We start from the raw sequence: 18,766 nt of genomic DNA on the forward strand, positions 1-18,766 counted from the left end.
TGAGCTTGGCACACTTCCGCCTCCGACTCCCCCCTCTGACAGGTAGGCTGTTGGCTCGCCTGGAGGAATGATGGCCGTCCTGTCCGCCGCCGAAGCCGGTCCCCACCTGCATCAGGAGTACAAGGACGGGCGGCTCGTCCCCTTCCTGGGAGCGGGCTTCTCCAAGCCGCTGCGGCTGCCGGACTGGAGCGAGCTGGTCGGCTGGATGGCCGAGCGCCTCGACTTCGAGACGGACCTGTTCCACCTGCACGGGCGCTACGAGCAGCTCGCCGAGTACTTCCAGATCTCCGACCACAACAACTTCCAGCACCTGGTCTACGAGATGACGCGGCGCTTCGACTCGGAGGAAGCCGTCCGCGCGCGACGGGCCTCCAGCACGCACCAGGCCCTGGCGGGCCTCGACTGGCGCACCGTCTACACCACCAACTACGACTCGCACGTGGAGGGGGCCCTGCGCGACGCGAAGAAGAAGGTCGCCGTGCTGGCCTCCTTCGAGGACTTCCAGGGCCGGCGCGAGCCCGGCACCTGCGAGGTGATCAAGTTCCACGGCACCCTCACCCACCCGGAGACGATCGTCCTCACCGAGAGCTCCTACTTCCGGCGGATGGCGCTGGAGGCGCCCGTGGATCAGCGCCTGCGCGCCGACCTGCTCAGCAACAGCTTCCTGTTCCTGGGCTACAGCTTCAGCGACACCAACATCCGCTACATCTGGTACCGGATGCACCAGCTGCGCCTCCAGGGCCAGCCCCTCGGCCGGCGCCCGCACGCGCGGCGCTGCTACTTCGCCGCCTTCGGCGCGGGCCCCATCCAGCCCGAGTTGCTGGAGCAGTGGAACATCGACATGATCCTGCTCGATCCCGAGGACAAGAACGCCAGCGTCACCGACCTGCTCCAGCGCATCCAGTCCCCCGGGAGCCCCTGATGGCGACCACCTGGTATTACAACTCGACGAACGAGGAGAAGATCCGCGAGGTCCAGCACCTCTTCTCCGGCAGCCAGCGGCTGCGCATCCTGCGCCATCCGATCATCGAGATCCTTGACACCGATCTGGAGCGGGTGGTGCTGGCCAAGGCCGCCGATGCCTACCGTTCCACCCGCATGCCCGTCATCGTCGAGCACGGCGCGCTGTGCATCGACTTCCTCAACGGCATCCCCGGCGCGCTCGTCAAGCCGACGTGGATGGCGCTGGGCAACCGGCTCTGCACGCTCGTCCCCACCGGGCAGCCGCGCACGAGCCGCGCGCGCAGCGCCCTCTGCTACTGCGACGGTCGCCGGCGCGTCATCATCCTCAAGGAGGTCGAGGGAGAGCTGGCGCCCGAGCCTCGCGGCACCGGGGGGTTCCACTGGGATCCCGTCTTCATCCCAAAGGGAGACACGCGGACGCTGGCTGAGCTGCCCCTCGACGAGAAGCTGCGCGTCTCCGCCTCGGGGCAGGCCTTCGCGGAGCTGCGCCAGAAGCTGGGGCTGTAGCCCTCGCGGGAGTCCTCAACGCCGGCCCACGGGCAGGAGCACGTGCCGGACCACGTACTCCCGCAGCCGCTGGCGGTCCTCATCGGCGAGCGTGAGGGTGTACTGGGGGTGGACTCGCGCGGCCAGCTCGAAGAGGACCAGCTCGGTGATCATCCCATCGCGGATGACGGCCGTGAGCCGATCCAGCGAGGCGTCCGTGGGCCCCTCCTCACTCTGATTCTTCTGCCCCTCATGCACCACCGCCGTCGAGGCCAGGCACTCGGTCTCCTCCACCGAGGAGAAGTGCCGCTCGGTGGTACCCGTCATCTCCTGGCGGTGCGTCGGCTCCCCGAGCCAGAGCGCCTTGCAATTGGCGAAGGCGAGCCAGGCGGCGCCGTAGTCCGGATCGAACTCGACGATCACCTCCTCGCCCTCCTTGCGCGCGAAGCCCCGGGGCGCGAGCACGTCGTCCAGCACCACCAGCCCCAGCTCCGGGTGCTGCTGGAAGAACTGCCGCAGCACGGGGTTGCGAGGGAACAGGACGAGCGACCAGATCCACGCCTCCACGGCCTCGTCCATCCGGCCCAGCCGCGCGAGTGCGCTGCCCTGGAAGTAGTAGAGCCGGTAGTCGTGAGGGTTGGTCTCCGCCGCCTTCTGGTAGTGGACGAGCGCCCCCGCGGCATCCCCACCGAAGAGCGTGGCGTCTCCCAGGTAGGCCCGGGCCAGGTAGCAATCCGGGCACTCGGTGAGCGCCTGCTCGTAGAGCCGGGCCGCCTCGGCGTAGCGACGCGCCCGGTAGTGCTCCTCGGCCTGGAGGACGAACGCCTCCGCCTTCGGATTGCCGGGCCACTCCTGGAGCACCCGCTGCCCGTCGTCCACCGCCACGCGTGGCGCCGCGAGCGGCTCGACCCGCAGGGGCCACAGCTCCTCGGCCCAGCCTCCGGGCGGTGAGTCCTTCGGGTCCAGGCGGTACTGGACCTTCGAGTCCTCCATCCACTTCATCACCTGCGCGGGCGTGAGGTACGGGCGGCGCCCGGAGTCCTCCTGTCGCGCGGACACGACGGGGCGCTCGGGACCCGGCGCGGGTTCCGAGGTGGACGTAGGCGCCGGCTTGGGCGCCGAGGCGCAACCCACTCCGAGCAGACAGGCGGCAACGAGAAGATAGCGAACCAAGATGAGAGCCCTCTGCGTGGAAGGAACTCCCAGCATAAGGGCAGACGGAGCCCCTGGGGCCCCCGCGACGGTGCGCGGAGGCCCTGTGGGCACCTCTTTTGCTCCCCCTCCCTTTCAGGAGAGGGTGGGCCGGTCAGAGGTCTGCCGGCGGACGCACGCCCAGGTGACAGGCGCGCAGCGCTAACTGGGTCCGGTTCTCAGCGCCCAGCTTGCGGTAGAGCTGCGTCACGTGGGACTTCACCGTGCGCTCTGCGATCTGCAGGTGCGCGGCGATCTTCAGGTTGTCCGCGCCGCCAGCCACGTAGGCCAGCACCTCCCGCTCGCGCTGCGTGAGCGAGTTCAGGACGCTGGAGGGCTGTACCGCCACGGGCGGGTGCTCCAGATCGTTGCGCAGCAATTGCACCGGGAACAGGCGCTCTCCACGCACCAGCCCTTGGACCGCGGACACCACCGCGCCGGTGTTCAGCCCCGCTCGGAAGAGGTAGCCCGAGGCACCCTCCTCGAAGCACTGCGAGATGATCTCCGGGGCGCTGACCGCCGACAGCATCAGCATTCGGACCTCCAGCCGGCGCTTGCGTGCCTCGCGCAGCAGGTTGAGTCCTTCGTTCACCGAGCACCCGACCGTGGCATCGCTCTCGGCCTCGACATCCAGAATGGCCACCTGGGGAGGATCTGTCCCCAAGCTGTCGAGAAGCGTGCGCACATCGCGCGACACGGATGAGACTTGAAGCCCCTCACCTCGGAGTCCGTCCACGAGTCCCTGGTACGCGGACCAAGGCCCTTCGAGAATAGACACACGTACAGCCACTTGATTCATTGCCATGGAAAGCCCCCCGCTCTGTCATGGCTAGTGACGGATTATTTTTTTCGACTCACTGGCTCGGCATCGCCAGCTTGAGAGTAAATTACCACTCTTGCTGGGCAACTTGCGACTCATGCCGAGCCGGACTGTCAAGTGGCCACTCCTCGGCCCTGAGTCCAGGGGTACACGACGTCAAGGCATGGACCTTGTTCGCTGAAGGACAGGCCGATCTTCCCTCGGGGCGATGTCTGAGTCGGAGGGTCACTCCCTAGCTTGCCGCTCCACTGTGCCTCAAGGAGGCATTGATGTTCACCGAGGCGTCTCGTCATGCGCTGGCCATCTGAGAACAGCCCGCGCCCGACCGGGTTCCACCTCCTGACACAGTCTCGGGAGCTGGCCCTCCCCTTGCCGGCGCGGCCGCTGCGCATCACCCACTTCGCGCAAGGGCTGTGGGCCAGCGGGGTGGGCGATCAAATGGTGGCGCTGCTGCGAGGGCTGCCCCGGCACCACCGACAGCTCCTGGCCGTGCTCGAGAACGAGGGGCCCCTGCGCGAGACCGTGGAGCGGCTGGGCGTCATGCCCCTGGAGTTCCGGCAGCACCGGGCTCAGCGGGTCAAGGGCGAGCCCGCGGCCGATACCTTCGAGGCGTGGCTGCGCGCGACGCGGGTGGATGTGTTGCATGTCCATGACACGCCCTCGGCGCTCGTCGCCATGCCGGCGGCGCTCCGGGTGGGCTGCGTGGTGGTGATGGACCGGATGAGCCCGGTGCCCGGCCCCGACCAGGACCGGACCCGGCGCGCGGCACTCCGGTGGCTCACCCGGCACGCCCGCCACGTCGTGGCGGACACCGAAGCCACGCGCCACCAGCTCGTCGCCGAAGAGGGAATGCCTGACCATCGGATCAGTGTCATCCCCGCCGGGTTCGACCTCGAACGCTTCGAGCTGGCCGCTCGGGCCGGGCTCCAGCGGCCCCTGCCCCCCGTCCTCGCGGCCCCCGTGCTCGTTCATGTGGGGGGCATGGTGGATCCGTCGAGCCGCGAGGAGGATCTGCTCCACGCCCTCGTCCAGGTCCGCCAGCGCTTCCCAGCGGTGCAGGCCTTCTTCGTGGGCGAGGGGCCTCGCCGCCCCATGCTGGAGCAGCAGGCCCGGGAGCTGGGGCTGTCCTCCGGGGTTCACTTCCTTGGCTACCGGGTGGACGTGCCCGCCGTGCTCGCTCGGGCTCGGGTGGCGGTCCGCTGTGGGACGACGACGGGCCGCTCGCTGGCCCTGCTCGAGGCCATGGCGACGGGACTGCCCGTGGTGGCCACGGCGGTTGGTGGCTTCCCCGAACTGCTGGCCCAGGGAGAGCGCGGGTGGCTCGTGCCTCCGAAGTCCCCGGAGGCGCTGGCGGAGGCGCTGGTGCAGGCGCTGGAGGACCCCAAGCAAGCGGCCCTTCGTGGGGCGCGGGCGCGCTCCTTCGTGGCCCGGGAGCTCAACGTCACCCGGATGATTTCCGACCACGAGACGCTGTACCAGCGGCTGCTGCCTCACTGAACCTCGGTTCCCGACGGGCGGGGACGGCGTATGCTGGGGGGCGGAATGGTCTCCGCCTCATCTCCCAGCCTCGACGTCGCCACGCCCGAGCGCGTGTCGCTCTCCCTGCCCGTGGCCGGCATCGGCTACCGGTGCCTCGCCTGGCTCATCGACGCGACGCTCCTGTTCTTCTTCTGGGTGAGCGCCTACTTCGTCCTGTCGCTGCTCGTCTCGGACATGGTCGGTCTGTTCCGAGGGCTGTCCGGGCTGATGCGCACGCTGCTGGTGGTGGGCGTCTTCGCCACCCAGTGGATGTACTGGACGCTCGCCGAGGTGTTCTTCAACGGGCAGACGCTGGGCAAGCGACTGGTGGGCATCCGCGTGGTGCGCGCGGACGGCTCGCCGGTGGGTGTGTACGAGAGCGCGGTGCGCAACCTGCTGCGCGCGGTGGACTTCCTGCCCCTGCTCTACGCCACCGGCTGCATCAGCATGCTCTTCACCCAGCAGCACCGCCGGCTGGGTGACCTCGTCGCCGGCACACTGCTGGTGCGCGAGGAGCGCTTCGACCTGGACAAGTACACCGCGTCCGCGCAGGCCTCGGCCGTTCCCGTGGCGGGTACCCATGGACAGGGGCGCCTGAGCTCCGAGGACGTGGAGCTGATCCTCGCCTTCCTGGAGCGCGCCCCCTGGCTGCTGCCCGAGGCGCGGCTGCGACTGGGCACGCGCATGGTGGAGCGCTTCGGTGGTCTGGCGGAGGGAGAGCGCGCCGCGGTGCTCGCCTCCCCCGAGTCCATCGAGGGCTTCCTGCGGGCCCGCGCGCAGGCGGTACACTGAGGTGGCCGCGCCCCTGCCCGCCTTCGTGGCACGGCGCCGCCCGGACTGGGAGGCCCTCCAGGCGCTGCTCTCCCGCCAGCGCGCCGGCACCCTGCGCCTGGCCGAGCTGCGCACGCTGGACACGCTGTACCGCCGCGCCTCGGCGGACCTGGCGCACGCGCAGACGTTCTATCCGGGCACGGACGCGCACCGCTTCCTGAACCAGCTCTGTGGCCAGGCCTACGGCGCCATCTACCAGCCTCCCCGGGAGCGCTGGGTCGCCGTGCGCGACTTCTTCCGGCGCGACTTCCCCGCCACCCTGCGCGCCGAGGGGCGCTTCGTCGCGGTGAGCGCGGCCTTCTTCATCCTCGGCCTGCTGCTGGGCTCGCTGGTGGTGCTCCTGGAGCCGCGCGGCGCGGAGCTGCTGGTGCCCGAGGGCGTGCGCAACTACGTGGCCGAGGGGCGGATGTGGACCGATGACCTGCTCTCGGTGGCTCCGCCCAACGCGGTGGCCTCGGGCATCGCCACCAACAACCTCACCGTCATCATCTTCGCCTTCGCCTCGGGCATCGTCTTCGGCCTGGGCACGGTGTTCACCCTGGTCAACAACGGGGTGATGATCGGCGCCACCGCCGCGCACTGTGTCCACCAGGGCATGGGCCTGGGGCTGCTGGACTTCGTCTCCGCGCACGGGCCGGTGGAGCTGTCCATCATCGTCATCGCCGGCGGCGCGGGGCTCATCCTCGGGCAGGCGCTGATCGACCCGGGCGAGCTGCCTCGCGCACAAGCGCTCACGGTGCGCGGCAAGGCGGCGGTGAAGCTGGTGCTCGGCTGCGCACCGTTCCTGGCCTGCATCGGCGTGGTGGAGGGCTACATCTCCCCCGGCAACCTCTTCCCCACCTGGCTCAAGGTGTCGCTGGGGCTGACGCTCGGGGGGCTGTTCTGGCTCTACCTGCTGCGCGCCGGGAGGGCCGACGACATGACCGAGTCCTCGGTGAGCCTGCGCTGGGCGGCGGCCTCCTCGCGCTTGCGCTGACGGTGGCGGAGGATGCGCTCGTACGCGTCATTCAGCTCGCGCATCTTCTCGGCCGAGCCGCCGCGGTCCGGGTGGCGCTCCATGGCCAGCTCGCGGTAGCGGGTGCGCACTGCGTCCGGCGAGTCCAGCGGGGAGACGCCCAGCACGTGGTACGGGTCCTGCTCCTCCAGGGCGGACAGCCAGCGCTCCAGCCGGTCCTTCACCTGGATGAAGTTGGCGTCCTCGGCGGAGGTGTCCTTGGCGGGGTGGGTGCGCACCTTGGCGTCGGTGCGGAAGATGTCCGTATAGGTGCTGGACACCCACCGGTGGCAGGAACCACAGCGGAAGTACTTCACCCGCCGCCCGGTGCCCTCGTGCAGGGTCATCCGGACATGGCAGTGGGTACACTCCACCTCGACGTTCTCCAGGGTCTGCCAGTTCACCGCTGCCGCGCTCATGGCCGCTTCGCTCTCCTGTAGGCGCAACACGCCTGTAGCACCGACACCCTCTCACGATCGGCGATCCCGTCAAGAAAATGTCAGTCGAGCGGTAGCGGCGGCGCCTTAGACCTCAATGAACCGGGTGCCGGTGAGGCCCTCCTGCTCCATGGCCTGCTTCAGGTTCTCGGAGACGATGAGGGCCACCGTCCAGCCCCAGGGGCGAAAGATGCGGGCCCCTTCCACCTTCGTGGGGTCGATGCGCAGGCCGGCGACGACCCGGTACTGGCCCACCTTCTCCGGCTGACCATCTTCGGGTGTGAAGCGCTGCACCTCCTCGCAGCGCGCCTCATCGATGCAGCGGATGACGCGCAGGGGATTGAGGATGAAGTAGGGCTCCGGGTGAACTTCCACCTTGGCGGGCAGGAACTGCGCCTCGCCAATCCCCTCGCGCTCGAAGAGCCGAGCGACGCGGCCATGCACGACGATGACGCCCAGGCCCGTGAGGCTGAAGTCGAGGGGGCGCCCAGGAAGCGACACCTCAAGCCGAGGCACTTCTTTCAGCTCGACAGCACGGCCCTCAACGAACTGCCAGGGATCCACCTCGCGCCCATGCGCGTCGAAGGGGCTCTTCAAGACCCACCGCCCAGGAATGAGCATGTTGCTGCGCAGCTCGAAATATCGCGCCATTCCCGTGCCCCCTAAGGTTCAGCCCGAGCCTGGGTCAGCAGTCGATGGAGCCGAGTTCCAGGTGTACAGACATCTCGCGCGATCATCCTGAGCTCTCGAACCAGGTGGGTGCGGCATTGTTCCGTGGTGCGGCACAGCGCGAGCGCTTGCTGAAGTCTTTGGAAGACTTCCTCGTGGTACGCCTGGGGATGAGGCCCTTGATGCGCTCGGAGATAGACACGGTTCTCTGCCGCACCCAGCCCCATCCCCGCTCTGGCGAAGAGTTCCTCGAATAGCGGCGTCCAGGGGCCTCCTCGCGCCGTCGAGGTGTCGTTCTTATCCGTGGCCAGGTGGTGCCAGCGATAGCCGTCCTTCTTCTGAGTGCCATCGGTGCAGGCCGCTCCCGCATCTCCCTGTGCCGAGCTGGCCGCCGTGCCCATCGCCGCACCCGCCACAACCAGCGTGCCGTCGGCGACCGCATGCGCCGTCATCGAGGCACCCATTGTCAGCCCTCCAGCCACCGCGTACCGAGGGGGACCCATCATTCCCAAGAGTCCTCCCGGCGGTACTCGAGGCAGCGCCCTACCGACACCGAAGCTGGCCACCATCACCAACACCCGCAGCCCCGTGCCCCCTACCGCCCTCCCGAAGCGCTCCGCCACCGCTTCCAGCTCTTCCACCGTCGTGGCGGCCTCGGCCTCCTCATACAGTCGCAGGCAGGCCAGCGCCACGTGCCGCAACTCCAACGCCCCCACCAATAGGGCCAGTCTCACCGTCAGCGCAGCGGCAAAGGACTTCGAGAAGAATGGCTCGGGCACCGTCCACGCCGCGAAGTACACCAGGATCGACAGCGCCACGCTGGCCCGGAACACTGGCGACTGGAACAACTCCTGCGCCGCTCCTCGGAAGCCTGCGCCCATGTAGCGCGGTGACACCTTGAGCGCCATGTAGAGCCGACTCTTCTCCAGCACCTCTGGTAGGGGGAGCAGCGGCGGGCCGTATCGGGCGATGAACTCCGCGCGCAGTCGCTCCTCCCACGCGGAGCGTGTACCAGCAGCCGAGCCCCAGCGCTTCGCAGCGAGCACGATGGTCCTTGGTGGAGACGCCGCGGCCTGCTGGAGCGCCTCATCCAGCACCGCAAGCACCGCTTGGGCGTCTTCCACCCGCAGTGCCCCATGTGCCAGATCGGGAGGCAGTGGCTCGAAGGAGAGCCGCAGCTCGCCACCAGGCAGCTCACTCACCTCCACCGCTCCCTGCGCTGCCGAATGAGTTCTGCTCGAAGAAGCGCCCCCTTCCAGGGACGCTGCGCACGAAGACAGAACGAGAGACAGAGCCCCAGCCATGCACAGCGATACGCGGGCCATGAGCAGGGCTGAGCGCGTTCTCTCCATGCTCCGAAGTATCCGCGATAACCCGTAGAAATGACGGCGAATGCCGATCCCGTCTCGTCCGAGGGCTGGTAAAACCCCTCCATCCCCTCTTCCGAGGCACGCCATGCGTTACCTCCTGTTCGCCGGCCTCTTGCTGGCCGCCTCCCCCACGCTCGCCCAGAGCGCCCCCGAGTCCGCCGCCACTGGCGCTCCCGTGGGCCCGGATGCCGCGCTCCTGCGAGGCCTGCTGTGGGCCTCCGAGCCCACTCCCGAGGAAATCCGCGCCATGGCCATCGAGGACCTGGCGCTCCTGGGTGACCCGCGCGCCCTCAACCCGCTCGCCACGCTGCTGTGGGACCCGAACCCGCGCGTCCAGGCCGCCGCCCTGCGCGCCGTGGCCCTCTTCCAGCACCCCCGCGCCGAGGAGATCCTCTCCGCCGTGGTGCGCCACCCCAAGCTGCCCGATACCCTGAAGATCCAGGCCCTGGATGGGTTGCTCTACCAGCGCACCGCCAGCGCCCGCGCCACCGTCGAGGCCGCGTCCAAGGATCCCCGTCTACCCCTGGCCATCCAGTCCGCCGCGCTCAATGTGGCGGCCCGCTGGGGCGGCCCCCGCCAGTAACCCCCGGAGTCTCATTCCATGCTCGATCGCACCATCGCCTTCCTCGGCACCGGCAACATGGCCGAGGCCCTCATCAAGGGCCTGCTGCGCGCCGGAACCGCGCGCCCCGAGTCCATCATCGCCACCGGCCGGCGCGCCGATCGCCTCGAGGAGATGCAGCGCATCTATGGCGTGCGCACCACCCTGGACAACGTGGCCGCCGCGCGCCAGGCCGACATCGTCGTGCTCTCCGTCAAGCCGCAGGCCATGGACAAGCTGCTCGTCCAGGTGGCCCCCGCGCTCGACCACAGCAAGCTGCTCATCTCCGTGGCCGCCGGCGTCCCCATCGCCGCCCTGGAGCGCCGGCTCGGGGCCGGGGCCCGCATCATCCGCACCATGCCCAACACCCCCTCCCTGGTGGGCGCGGGCGCTTGCGCCCTGTCCCGGGGCGAGCACGCCAGCGAAGAGGATCTCGCCGTCGCCAGCCGCATCTTCCAGTCCGTGGGCATCACCACCGTGGTGGACGAGAACCTGCTGGACGCCGTCACCGGCCTGTCGGGCAGCGGCCCCGCCTACATCTTCCTCGTCATCGAGGCGCTCTCGGACGCGGGGGTGAAGGTGGGACTGCCCCGCTACACCGCCCTGAAGCTCGCCGCCCAGACGGTGCTCGGCAGCGCCCAGCTCCTCATTGAGACCAACGCCCACCCCGGCCACCTCAAGGACCAGGTGACCAGCCCCGGCGGCACCGCGATCGCTGGCTTGCATACCCTGGAGGCAGGCGGGCTGCGCACCACGTTGATCAACGCCGTGGAGGCCGCCACCCGCCGCGCCAAGGAGCTGGGAGAGCAGTTCCTGGAGAAGTCCGAGCGCTGACCTATACTCGGCCTCCATGAAGATCACCCCGCTCGACATCCGCCAGAAGCGGTTCGAAACCGCCCTCCGAGGCTTCTCCCGCCGCGAGGTGGAGGCCTACCTGGAGCTGCTCGCCGGGGAGTTCGAGGAAGTCGTCAAGGAGAACATCGCCCTCAAGGAAGAGCTCAAGCGCGCCCAGCTGCGCATCGAGCAGTACCAGGAGCGCGAGCGCACCCTCCAGGAGACGATGGTCACCGCGCAGAAGATCAGCGAGGACCTCAAGGACGCCGCCAAGAAGGAGGCGGAGATCATCATCGCCGACGCCGAGCACCAGGCGGAGAAGATCGTCCACGGCGCCCACCAGAAGCTCGTGCAAGTCGTCGAGGACATCAACGAGCTCAAGCGCCAGCGCACCCAGTTCGAGTCCCAGGTGCGCTCGGTCGTAGACGCCCACCGCAAGCTGCTGGAGACCTTCAGCACCCCCAGCTTCGCCGACCGCGACTACGCCCGCATCGAAGACAACGTGTCCTTCCTCTCCCAGAAGAAGGCCACCAACGGCGAGTAGTCCGTGGCGCCGCCCTGGCTCAAGCCCGTGCCGGGCGGTGTGGAGGTGGCGGTGCTCGTGCAGCCCCGCGCCTCACACACCCGCGTGGTGGGCGAGCACGATGGGCTCTTGAAGATCCAGCTCGCCGCGCCCCCGGTGGACGGAGAGGCCAACGCGGCCCTGGTGGAGTTCCTGAGCAAGCTCCTGGGAGTCCCCCGACGACAGGTGACCCTGGTCGCCGGTGACGCGTCGCGTCGCAAGCGTGTGGTCATCCAAGGAGTTGATGCCGCACAGGTCGAGGCTGTTATGTCTACGGGACCGTGAGTCTCGTCATGCGCCTGCTTTTGCTCCTGTCCGTGCTCCTGGCCGCGCCCCTGGCTCTTGCCCAGGAGGGGGGCGCGAGCACCCATGGTCAGGAGGAGCCGGCCCTGGTGCCCCGGGCGCTGCCGGACACCGTGGCGGGGGAAGTCACCACCCCGCGCTTCCGCATCCTTTATACGAAGCGCGCCGAGGGCTCGGCCCGGGCCCTGGCCCAGGAGATCGAGACGGTGCGCGAGTCCTTCGTGAAGGTGCTCGGGCGCGACTGGCCCGGCATCACGGAGATCCGCATTGGCGTGGGGCGCGAGGAGTACGAGGCACTGGCCCTGCCCGGAGGCCGCCCGCCGCGCTGGGCCGTGGCGCTGGCCTACCCCACGCACGGCATCGTCCTGCTGGACGCGCTGAGCCTCAAGGGGCCAGAGGGCCCCATCACCCTGCGGCACGAGCTGGCCCACGTGGCGCTCGGGCAACTGGGCCGCACCTGGCCCCGCTGGTTCCAGGAGGGCATGGCCCAGCACCTGACCGGCGAGCGCATCGCCGTCACCCACTACGCGGCCCTCTTCCGCGCGGTGGCGCAGGATCACGTCTTCCACTTCGAGGATCTGGCCGACGGCTGGCCGGACATGCGCGCGGACGTGGAGATCGCCTACGCCCAGAGCGCCGACTTCGTGGCGTACCTGGCCGGGCGCCACGGCCCGGGAGCCATGGGGGAGCTGCTGGACGGGGTGTCCGCGGGCGAGCGCTTCGAGACGGCGTTCGGCAAGGCTTTCCACTCCTCTCTCTCGGTGGAGGAGACGGCCTGGAGCGAGGGCCTGTCCACGCGCTTCGGCTGGCTGCCGCTCACCACGAGCATGCAGTTGGTGTGGCTGCTGGCCCCCGCCCTGTGCGTGGTGGCCTACATCCGCCGCCGTCACCAGCACTCCGCCCGCCTGGAGGCCATGGCCGCCGAAGAGGCCGCCGAGGATGCCGCTGAGGCCGCCGCGCTCCGGGTGCTGGCCGCCGAGGCCGCGCAGCAGGGCCTGCCACCGCCGCCGCCGCAGGACACCTCCCCGCCCGAGTGGGCCGAGGTGCCCCGCCGGGAAGAGCCTCGCGAGTTCCCCGAGGACTTCGCGGCGGACGGGACGCGGCCTCCCAAGCCCACCCTCCACTGACCCACCGTCAGGGGCGTGGACGGTAGGAAAAGCCCTTCCCACGTCCATCCTTTCGGAACCTCTACCGGAGAAATTACGGCTCCACGCCCCCCCTCCTGGGCAGTGGATCTGTCCAAGGGTCTGTATTTCTTGAGTTTTACGACTCCGAGCGCGTTGGCCAGCGACTTGCTTTGTCTGGGCTCGCGATGCGGAGGACGGCGGAAATGACGGAACGAAGCAGGCGGGCAGTAGGAGTGGCGCGGGTCTTCACCCAGCAGCCGGACCGGTTGGCCGCCGCGTGGAGGCGGGTGCGGTGCATGGGCAGCTCGCAGATGCACCCGCCGCCGAGCCTGCTGGATGGGTTGGTGGAGCCGTTCATCCGCGAGCTGGGGCTGAGCATCGGCGGGGACGAGACGAGCCCCTGGAGCCGCACGCGGGCGGTGCTGCGCCTGTCTCCGGAGCGCGGGGCGCGGGCCCTCTATGACGAGTTCGCGGTGCTGCGGCGCTGCCTGGTGGATGCGGTGGAGGTGCTGGGGGGTGGGGATCCGGAGCGCGCGGTGGTGAACCGCGCCCTGGACGAGGCGGTGGATTCGGCGGTGGCGCTGTTGCAGCGCATGGTGGATGCGTCGGCCGAGGGGCCGCGCGTTCCCTTCGGAGGATTGGTGGTGGAGTGCTTCGAGCGGCCGACGGAGGCCCGGGCTCGCCCGGGCGCCGAGGCTGCACGAGCCGCGCTCCACTAACGGGAGTGCCGACCCGTCCGGCTTGATGCTGCCGCAAGGGAGCGTCCGAGGGCCGGCGGAGGATGGGGGCGTGCTGCCGGGCTATGGGGAGCCCAGGCGGCGCGAAACGGGGTGTGCTCCCTACGGGGGTGGGTGAGCGCACGAAGGGGCCGCACGGGAAACGCGTGGATGGGGGTCCGCGCGCCTCTTGTCGGCCGGACGGGTCGGCCGTGTTGTCGCAGTCTGGGGATGCAGTTGCAGGGAGGGGGAACTCGGGAGGGAGCGTCTTCGGGGGTAGACGCTCCCTCCTGTGACTTTTTGGGGGTCCGTCGTTCAGTGGGCGTCCGCCCACGTCTTGCCCGCGCCCACGTCCACCTTGAGCGGCACCTTGAGGGTGGCCACCGAGGACATGCAGCGGCGCGCCAGCTCCTTCACGGTCTCCACTTCTTCGTCCGGAGCCTCGAAGAGCAATTCGTCGTGGACCTGCAGCAGCATCACCGTGCGCAGCTTCTGCCGCGTGAGCGCCTCGTCCACCTCGAGCATGGCCTTCTTGATGAGGTCCGCGGCGGTGCCCTGAATGGGCATGTTGATGGCGGCGCGCTCGGCGGCCTGGGCAATCTGCCGGTTCTTCGCGTGCAGGTCCGCCATGAGCCGGCGCCGGCCGAACATCGTCTCCACGTAGCCCGTCTTCCGGGCGCGCTCGACGGTCTCCTCCAGGTAGCGGCGGATGCCGGCGTAGCGGGTGAAGTAGCGCTCGATGATGTCGCGCGCCTCCTCCACGGGGATGCTCAGGCGCGTGGACAGGCCGTGCGGTGACAGGCCGTAGGCGATACCGAAGTTCACCGTCTTGGCCACCCGGCGCTGGTCCCGGTCCACCTTGTCCGGAGTTACGCCGAAGATCTCCGCCGCCGTGCGGCTGTGGATGTCCTCGTCCCGCTCGAAGGCGTCGATGAGGACCGGGTCCTCGGCGATGTGCGCCAGCAGCCGCAGCTCCACCTGGCTGTAGTCGGCGGAGACGAGCTGGTGGCCCGGCTCGGCGACGAAGGCGCGGCGGATCTCCCGGCCCAGCTCAGTGCGCACGGGGATGTTCTGCAGGTTGGGATCCGAGGAGGACAGGCGCCCGGTGGCGGTAGCCGCCTGGTGGTAGGTGGTGTGGATGCGGCCGTCCCGGGCCACCAGGGTGGGCAGGGTGTCCAGGTAGGTGCTCTTGAGCTTGGACAGCGAGCGGTACTCGAGGATGGCGCCCGGCAGCGGGTGCTGCTCGGCGAGCTTCTCCAGCACCTCCTGGTCCGTGGAGGGCCCCGTCTTGCCGCGCTTGAGCACGGGCAGCCCCAGGTCCGTGTAGAGCACCTGGGTGAGCTGAGGGTTGGAGCCCACGTTGAACTCGCGCCCCGCGAGCTTGTGGATGTTCTGGATCTTCCCCTCGCACTCGGCGTCCACCTTGGTGGAGATGGTCTGGAGCACGGCGGTGTCCAGCTTCACGCCCCGCCGCTCCATCTGCGCCAGCACTGGCAGCAGGGGCAGCTCCAGCTCGCGGGCCAGCTTCGCCAGCGCCACGCCCTCCAGGTCCTCCCAGAGCTTGGGGGCGAGCTTGCGCGCCGCGTCCGCGCGAGAGGCGTACGCCGTGGAGATCTCCTCGGGGTTGTGGTCCGCCAGCGCCCTGCCCTTCTTGCCCTCGGTGACGGCGGGCAACGCGGCCAGCTCGGTGTTGAGCCGCTCGCGGGACAGGTCGGTCAGCGCGTGCTCCCGGCGCGAGGGGTTGAGCAGGTAGCTGAGCAGCTCCACGTCGTCATGGGCGCCCTTGAGCGTCATCCCCGCGTTGGAGAGCACCAGGGAGAGCGCCTTGAGATCGTGCCCGCCCTTCTTCACCTGGGGGTCCGCGAGCAGCTCGCCCATCACGGCGGAGAAGCGCGCCGGAGCCACCTGCGTCGAGCCGAGCACCTGGTGGCGCAGGGGCACGTAGGCGGTACGGCCATCCGCCAGCGCGAGCCCCAGACCCACCAGCGGCGCGGTGAAGGGCATGCCCTCGTAGGCCGGCACCAGGAAGAGCGCCCCATCCTTCCGGGCCGCGTCCGCCAGCGCCTGGAGCTCCTGCTCGGTGGTGACGAGCTGGGCGGGGGCCATGGGCACCGCGGGCTCCACGGGCTTGGGAGCGGCGGTGTCCTCGGGCAGCTCGTTCACCAGCCGGTAGAACTCCAGCTCGGTGAAGAGCTGCTTGGCGCGCGCGGTGTCGATGGGGCGGCGAGCCAGCTCGGGGATGGTGACCTTCAGCTCCAGGTCCGTCTTGAAGGCGACGAGTTGCCAGGCCTTGAGCAACCCCTCACGGTGGGTGGACAGGGCCTCGCGGATCTTCGGCTTCTTCACCTCGTCCAGGCGGGCGAGCAGCCCGTTCACGTCGCCGAACTGCTGGAGCAACTCCACCGCCGTCTTGGGGCCGATGCCGGGCACCTTGGGGATGTTGTCCACCGCGTCGCCGATGAGCGCCAGGTAGTCGCGCATCTGCTTGGGCTCGATGCCCAGCCGCGCCTTCACCTCGTCCGGGCCGGTGTGTACGTCCTTCATCGGATCGAACAGGCGCACGTCCTGGTCGACGATCTGGATGAAGTCCTTGTCCCCGGTGACGACCTGGACGCAGAAGCCCTCGGCCTTGGCGCGCGTGGCCAGCGTGCCGATGACGTCATCGGCCTCCCAGCCGGGCATCTCGAGGATGGGCAGGTTGAGCACGTCCGCCACACGGCGGATGAGCTCGAACTGGGGCACGAGGTCCTCGGGCGGACCCTCGCGGTGGGCCTTGTAGTTGGGATCGATCTTCTGCCGCTCGGCGCGGCTGTCCTTGTCGAAGGCCAGCGCGATGTGCGTGGGCTTCAGATCCTTGAGCGTCTTGAGCACCATGCGCGCGAAGCCGAGCGCGGCGTTGGTGGGCACCCCCTTGCTCGTGGAGAGCGGAGGAATCGCGTGGTAGGCGCGGAAGATGAAGCCGGAGGCGTCGATCAGGGTCAGGACCGGCGCGGAAGCCGAGGAGCTCGGGACCATGCCCCGGCCTTAGCGCGCCTGCCCTCCCCTGTCCACGGTACGCACCGGGCGCCCCGAAGGGCGCCTCGGGCTCACTTACACTTCATCTGCTCCTTGGCGGCGACGATCTTCTCGGCCAGCCCGTCGCCCGGCACGGCGAAGTCCTCGGCCGCCTGGAGATCGCTGCAGCCGCCCGCGGTCTGCAGCGCCCGCAGGCCCTGGGTGGAGCAGAAGCCCACCACGCGGTTGAGGTCCGTGTTGCCCTTGTAGAACTGGAAGCCGAGCTTCCACACCTTGCAGCCTCGGCGCCGGTCCTCGCGATCCGCCCAGTGCTTGCCGCGGATGAAGGCGTTGGAGGCGATGTCCTGCTGGATGTTGCGCCGATAGAAGGACGGCGTGCGCTCCCACAGGTCACCCATGAGCTGCTTGTCCACCTCCAGGGCCTCGGCCATGGGCTCGGCGGCGCGCTCCACGTCCTCGAGCTGGAGGGCGGCCTCACCGTTCTTGAAGAGCTGATCCACGGTACCGACCTTCTTGATCAGATCGTCGGCCTGGCCGTGGAACTGGGCCAGCTCGTAGTTGGAGCGCAGCTTCTGGAGCGTGGCGAGCGCCTCGTTGCCGCGGCCACCCCAGTAGTCCAGCATCGCGGCGTACACGAGGTTGTTGGGGTAGCGCTCGCGGAAGATGCGCTTCACGTCATCCTCGGGCTTGGGAATCGCCGTCGGGTCCGGACCGAACTCCGACTCCGGGCACTTCCAGGCCTCGGAGGTGGGATCCAGCTTCTTGCGGGCCTGGAGGAACTGGACGAAGAGCTTGTCCTTCGGGCGCCACTCGCGGCGGCCGAGGCGGCCCTCCAGCGAGAGGGTGAAGCCGATGGGCGGCTCGATGTCCTCGCGCTGCACCGTCTGGCACCAGAAGCCCATGTACCGGTCGCACCGGGGCACGGCGGCGGTCCACTGCTGGTCGCGCATGTAGCGCTTGCAGTCATCCAGCGCCTTGCTCTTCACCAGCTCCAGCGCGTCGCGCACCTTGATCTTCGCGCGGCGGAAGTACTGGCTCTCCTTGGGGATCTTCTGAAGCATGTCGAGCGCCTCTTCCTCCTTGAGGCGCGCCAGGGCCTTCTCGGCCTGGAAGAAGTAGGTGGAGGCCTCCTTCTCGACCTTGATGCGCTTGATGAGGCTGTTGGCCTCGACGTTGATGGGGTCGATGTTGAGCGCCTTGTCGCACGCCGCGTCGGCCTTCTCCCAGTTGGGCTCGTTGCCCATCTCCATCGAGGCGAACGAGCGGCACTCGCTCAACAGCTCCTGGAGCGCCTCGGAGGTATCGACCTTCGGAGGCGGAGAGCCCACGCCCCCTGCCCCACCCGCCGGCGTGCCTCCACTCGAGCCGGTGGCGGCCTTGACGATGCCCGCCACCAGCAGCAGCCCGACCAGGCCACCGACGCCCACCAGCAGCTTCTTGCGCTGGGCGAGCAAGCCTCCCGCCGGCGCCGGCGCCGAGGCCGCCGCGGCCCCGCTCCGCTTGGGCGTCGAGGCCGAGCCGCGACGCTTGGGGCCCTCGGACTGCTCTTCGCCCGACTCGAACACCACCTCCACCATGCCGAACTGGATGATGTCGCCCGCGGCGAGCTCCACGGGCTCCTGGCCAATGCGCTCGCCGTTGAGGAGCGTGCCGTTGGAGCTGCCCAGATCGCGCAGGAAGATGTTGCCGCGAGGGTTGCGCTCCAGCTCCGCGTGCTTGCGGCTGAGCGAGTCGTCCTCGAGGAGCACCGCGGCGGGCGGCGCACGCCCCACCAGCAGCTTGCCCCGGATCGGGTAGAGCTTGTTGGCCCACGGGCCCGTGAGCCCGCGCAGCACCGGCCCCAGATTGGGCGCGGGAGCCCCACCCGGAGCGGGGCGCTCTTTCTTGGCCAGCGCCGAGCCCGGAGGACGGGCGGGCCGCACGGTGGGCAGGGCCTTGGTGGAGCGAGGGGCGCCCTCCTCCGAGCCCAGTTCGGGCGCGCCGGAGGGCGGCACGGAGCGCGTGGCGGCCTTGCGCGGGCCGCTGGCGGCGCGGGCCCCGGCCTTGAGCTTCAGCTCGTAGTCGCCGAGCACCACCTGCGCCTGCGGCGTCACCACCGTGGCCTCGGTGACGCGCTCACCGTCTACATAGGTGCCATTGGCGCTGCCGAGATCCTCGACCAGCACCTTGCCGCCCTCGACGTAGAAGCGGGCGTGCTTGCGCGACACCCCTCCCGCGGTGAGGACCAGATCATTGCCCTCCTGGCGGCCGATCTTCAGCTCGCCAGAGAGGTCGTGCTCGCTCTCATTTCCGTCTGGGTGACGGACGACCAGTGTGGGCATGGCGGGCT

The 18,766-nt window shown here is 69.4% G+C and carries 18 protein-coding genes; 11 read left to right on the top strand and 7 right to left on the bottom strand.

Annotated elements, in window-relative coordinates:
• Positions 1-70: 70 nt before the first annotated feature.
• Together SYV04_RS30940 and SYV04_RS30945 are read left to right on the top strand one after the other, a co-directional pair.
• Positions 71-922, top strand: a complete 852-nt coding sequence (locus SYV04_RS30940) for an SIR2 family protein (RefSeq protein ID WP_321549563.1) — start codon at positions 71-73, stop codon at positions 920-922.
• Positions 922-1,470: a non-canonical purine NTP pyrophosphatase gene (locus tag SYV04_RS30945; RefSeq protein WP_321549564.1), complete on the top strand. Its 549-nt coding sequence runs from the start codon at positions 922-924 to the stop codon at positions 1,468-1,470. Before SYV04_RS30940 ends, SYV04_RS30945 begins: the two co-directional genes overlap by 1 nt.
• A gap of 15 nt (positions 1,471-1,485) precedes the next feature.
• Here the strand turns inward: SYV04_RS30945 and SYV04_RS30950 are convergent, their stop codons facing one another.
• Positions 1,486-2,508 carry a tetratricopeptide repeat protein gene (locus SYV04_RS30950; RefSeq protein ID WP_321549565.1) on the bottom strand — a complete coding sequence of 341 codons (1,023 nt, stop codon included), beginning with the start codon at positions 2,506-2,508 and terminating at the stop codon, positions 1,486-1,488.
• Positions 2,509-2,755: 247 nt separating this feature from the next.
• The gene (gene fruA, locus SYV04_RS30955; protein ID WP_321549566.1) at positions 2,756-3,445 is read right to left on the bottom strand and encodes a response regulator transcription factor FruA; all 690 of its coding nucleotides are present in this window, start codon (positions 3,443-3,445) and stop codon (positions 2,756-2,758) included.
• A gap of 306 nt (positions 3,446-3,751) precedes the next feature.
• Here fruA and SYV04_RS30960 point away from each other — a divergent pair, with 306 nt between their 5' ends.
• Genes SYV04_RS30960 through SYV04_RS30970 form a run of 3 tightly spaced genes read left to right on the top strand, consistent with a single transcriptional unit; the run spans position 3,752 to position 6,785 of the window.
• Positions 3,752-4,957, top strand: a complete 1,206-nt coding sequence (locus tag SYV04_RS30960) for a glycosyltransferase (RefSeq protein ID WP_321549567.1) — start codon at positions 3,752-3,754, stop codon at positions 4,955-4,957.
• 45 nt (positions 4,958-5,002) lie between these two features.
• Entirely contained in the window at positions 5,003-5,770 is a 768-nt protein-coding gene (locus tag SYV04_RS30965) for an RDD family protein (RefSeq protein ID WP_321549568.1), read from the top strand.
• Position 5,771: 1 nt separating this feature from the next.
• On the top strand, positions 5,772-6,785 hold the full coding sequence (locus SYV04_RS30970; protein WP_321549569.1) for a stage II sporulation protein M: 1,014 nt from the start codon (positions 5,772-5,774) through the stop codon (positions 6,783-6,785).
• On the opposite strand, the gene SYV04_RS30975 is transcribed toward SYV04_RS30970, so the two are convergent.
• The 3 genes from SYV04_RS30975 to SYV04_RS30985 all read right to left on the bottom strand — a co-directional run bounded on the left by SYV04_RS30975 (position 6,698) and on the right by SYV04_RS30985 (position 9,261).
• Positions 6,698-7,222 carry a J domain-containing protein gene (locus SYV04_RS30975; protein ID WP_321549570.1) on the bottom strand — a complete coding sequence of 175 codons (525 nt, stop codon included), beginning with the start codon at positions 7,220-7,222 and terminating at the stop codon, positions 6,698-6,700. The two genes, SYV04_RS30970 and SYV04_RS30975, sit on opposite strands and share 88 nt — an antisense overlap.
• Before the next feature lie 105 nt (positions 7,223-7,327).
• Entirely contained in the window at positions 7,328-7,891 is a 564-nt protein-coding gene (locus SYV04_RS30980) for an imm11 family protein (protein ID WP_321549571.1), read from the bottom strand.
• An 11-nt stretch (positions 7,892-7,902) separates the two neighbouring features.
• Positions 7,903-9,261: an AHH domain-containing protein gene (locus SYV04_RS30985; protein ID WP_479691450.1), complete on the bottom strand. Its 1,359-nt coding sequence runs from the start codon at positions 9,259-9,261 to the stop codon at positions 7,903-7,905.
• Between the two features lie 103 nt (positions 9,262-9,364).
• Here SYV04_RS30985 and SYV04_RS30990 point away from each other — a divergent pair, with 103 nt between their 5' ends.
• The 6 genes from SYV04_RS30990 (at position 9,365) to SYV04_RS31015 (ending at position 13,425) form a co-directional block, all read left to right on the top strand.
• Positions 9,365-9,862 carry a HEAT repeat domain-containing protein gene (locus SYV04_RS30990; RefSeq protein ID WP_321549573.1) on the top strand — a complete coding sequence of 166 codons (498 nt, stop codon included), beginning with the start codon at positions 9,365-9,367 and terminating at the stop codon, positions 9,860-9,862.
• A gap of 18 nt (positions 9,863-9,880) precedes the next feature.
• Positions 9,881-10,714 (top strand): pyrroline-5-carboxylate reductase, encoded by an 834-nt coding sequence (proC, locus tag SYV04_RS30995; RefSeq protein WP_321549574.1) that lies wholly within the window; start codon positions 9,881-9,883, stop codon positions 10,712-10,714.
• Between the two features lie 16 nt (positions 10,715-10,730).
• Positions 10,731-11,258 carry a DivIVA domain-containing protein gene (locus SYV04_RS31000; protein ID WP_321549575.1) on the top strand — a complete coding sequence of 176 codons (528 nt, stop codon included), beginning with the start codon at positions 10,731-10,733 and terminating at the stop codon, positions 11,256-11,258.
• 3 nt (positions 11,259-11,261) lie between these two features.
• Positions 11,262-11,561 carry a DUF167 domain-containing protein gene (locus SYV04_RS31005; protein ID WP_321549576.1) on the top strand — a complete coding sequence of 100 codons (300 nt, stop codon included), beginning with the start codon at positions 11,262-11,264 and terminating at the stop codon, positions 11,559-11,561.
• A gap of 8 nt (positions 11,562-11,569) precedes the next feature.
• Positions 11,570-12,706 (top strand): peptidase MA family metallohydrolase, encoded by a 1,137-nt coding sequence (locus SYV04_RS31010; protein WP_321549577.1) that lies wholly within the window; start codon positions 11,570-11,572, stop codon positions 12,704-12,706.
• A 203-nt stretch (positions 12,707-12,909) separates the two neighbouring features.
• A complete protein-coding gene (locus SYV04_RS31015; RefSeq protein WP_422723987.1) occupies positions 12,910-13,425 on the top strand; it encodes a hypothetical protein in 516 nt (171 codons plus the stop codon).
• A 312-nt stretch (positions 13,426-13,737) separates the two neighbouring features.
• Here the strand turns inward: SYV04_RS31015 and polA are convergent, their stop codons facing one another.
• Both polA and SYV04_RS31025 read right to left on the bottom strand, forming a co-directional pair.
• Positions 13,738-16,437 (bottom strand): DNA polymerase I, encoded by a 2,700-nt coding sequence (gene polA, locus SYV04_RS31020; protein ID WP_321549579.1) that lies wholly within the window; start codon positions 16,435-16,437, stop codon positions 13,738-13,740.
• A 71-nt stretch (positions 16,438-16,508) separates the two neighbouring features.
• Positions 16,509-18,758, bottom strand: coding sequence for an FHA domain-containing protein (locus SYV04_RS31025; RefSeq protein ID WP_321549580.1), 2,250 nt, complete (start codon positions 18,756-18,758; stop codon positions 16,509-16,511).
• Positions 18,759-18,766 lie beyond the last annotated feature (8 nt).

This window comes from Hyalangium ruber (genome assembly GCF_034259325.1).
GTDB lineage: Bacteria > Myxococcota > Myxococcia > Myxococcales > Myxococcaceae > Hyalangium_A > Hyalangium_A rubrum.

Coding starts and splice junctions, on each gene's coding strand:
- SYV04_RS30940 (WP_321549563.1), top strand. CDS start 71: ATGGCCGTCCTGTCCGCCGCCGAAGCCGGTCCCCACCTGCATCAGGAG.
- SYV04_RS30945 (WP_321549564.1), top strand. CDS start 922: ATGGCGACCACCTGGTATTACAACTCGACGAACGAGGAGAAGATCCGC.
- fruA (WP_321549566.1), bottom strand. CDS start 3,445: ATGGCAATGAATCAAGTGGCTGTACGTGTGTCTATTCTCGAAGGGCCT.
- SYV04_RS30960 (WP_321549567.1), top strand. CDS start 3,752: ATGCGCTGGCCATCTGAGAACAGCCCGCGCCCGACCGGGTTCCACCTC.
- SYV04_RS30965 (WP_321549568.1), top strand. CDS start 5,003: ATGGTCTCCGCCTCATCTCCCAGCCTCGACGTCGCCACGCCCGAGCGC.
- SYV04_RS30975 (WP_321549570.1), bottom strand. CDS start 7,222: ATGAGCGCGGCAGCGGTGAACTGGCAGACCCTGGAGAACGTCGAGGTG.
- SYV04_RS30980 (WP_321549571.1), bottom strand. CDS start 7,891: ATGGCGCGATATTTCGAGCTGCGCAGCAACATGCTCATTCCTGGGCGG.
- SYV04_RS30985 (WP_479691450.1), bottom strand. CDS start 9,261: ATGGAGAGAACGCGCTCAGCCCTGCTCATGGCCCGCGTATCGCTGTGC.
- SYV04_RS30990 (WP_321549573.1), top strand. CDS start 9,365: ATGCGTTACCTCCTGTTCGCCGGCCTCTTGCTGGCCGCCTCCCCCACG.
- proC (WP_321549574.1), top strand. CDS start 9,881: ATGCTCGATCGCACCATCGCCTTCCTCGGCACCGGCAACATGGCCGAG.
- SYV04_RS31000 (WP_321549575.1), top strand. CDS start 10,731: ATGAAGATCACCCCGCTCGACATCCGCCAGAAGCGGTTCGAAACCGCC.
- SYV04_RS31010 (WP_321549577.1), top strand. CDS start 11,570: ATGCGCCTGCTTTTGCTCCTGTCCGTGCTCCTGGCCGCGCCCCTGGCT.
- SYV04_RS31015 (WP_422723987.1), top strand. CDS start 12,910: ATGACGGAACGAAGCAGGCGGGCAGTAGGAGTGGCGCGGGTCTTCACC.
- polA (WP_321549579.1), bottom strand. CDS start 16,437: ATGGTCCCGAGCTCCTCGGCTTCCGCGCCGGTCCTGACCCTGATCGAC.
- SYV04_RS31025 (WP_321549580.1), bottom strand. CDS start 18,758: ATGCCCACACTGGTCGTCCGTCACCCAGACGGAAATGAGAGCGAGCAC.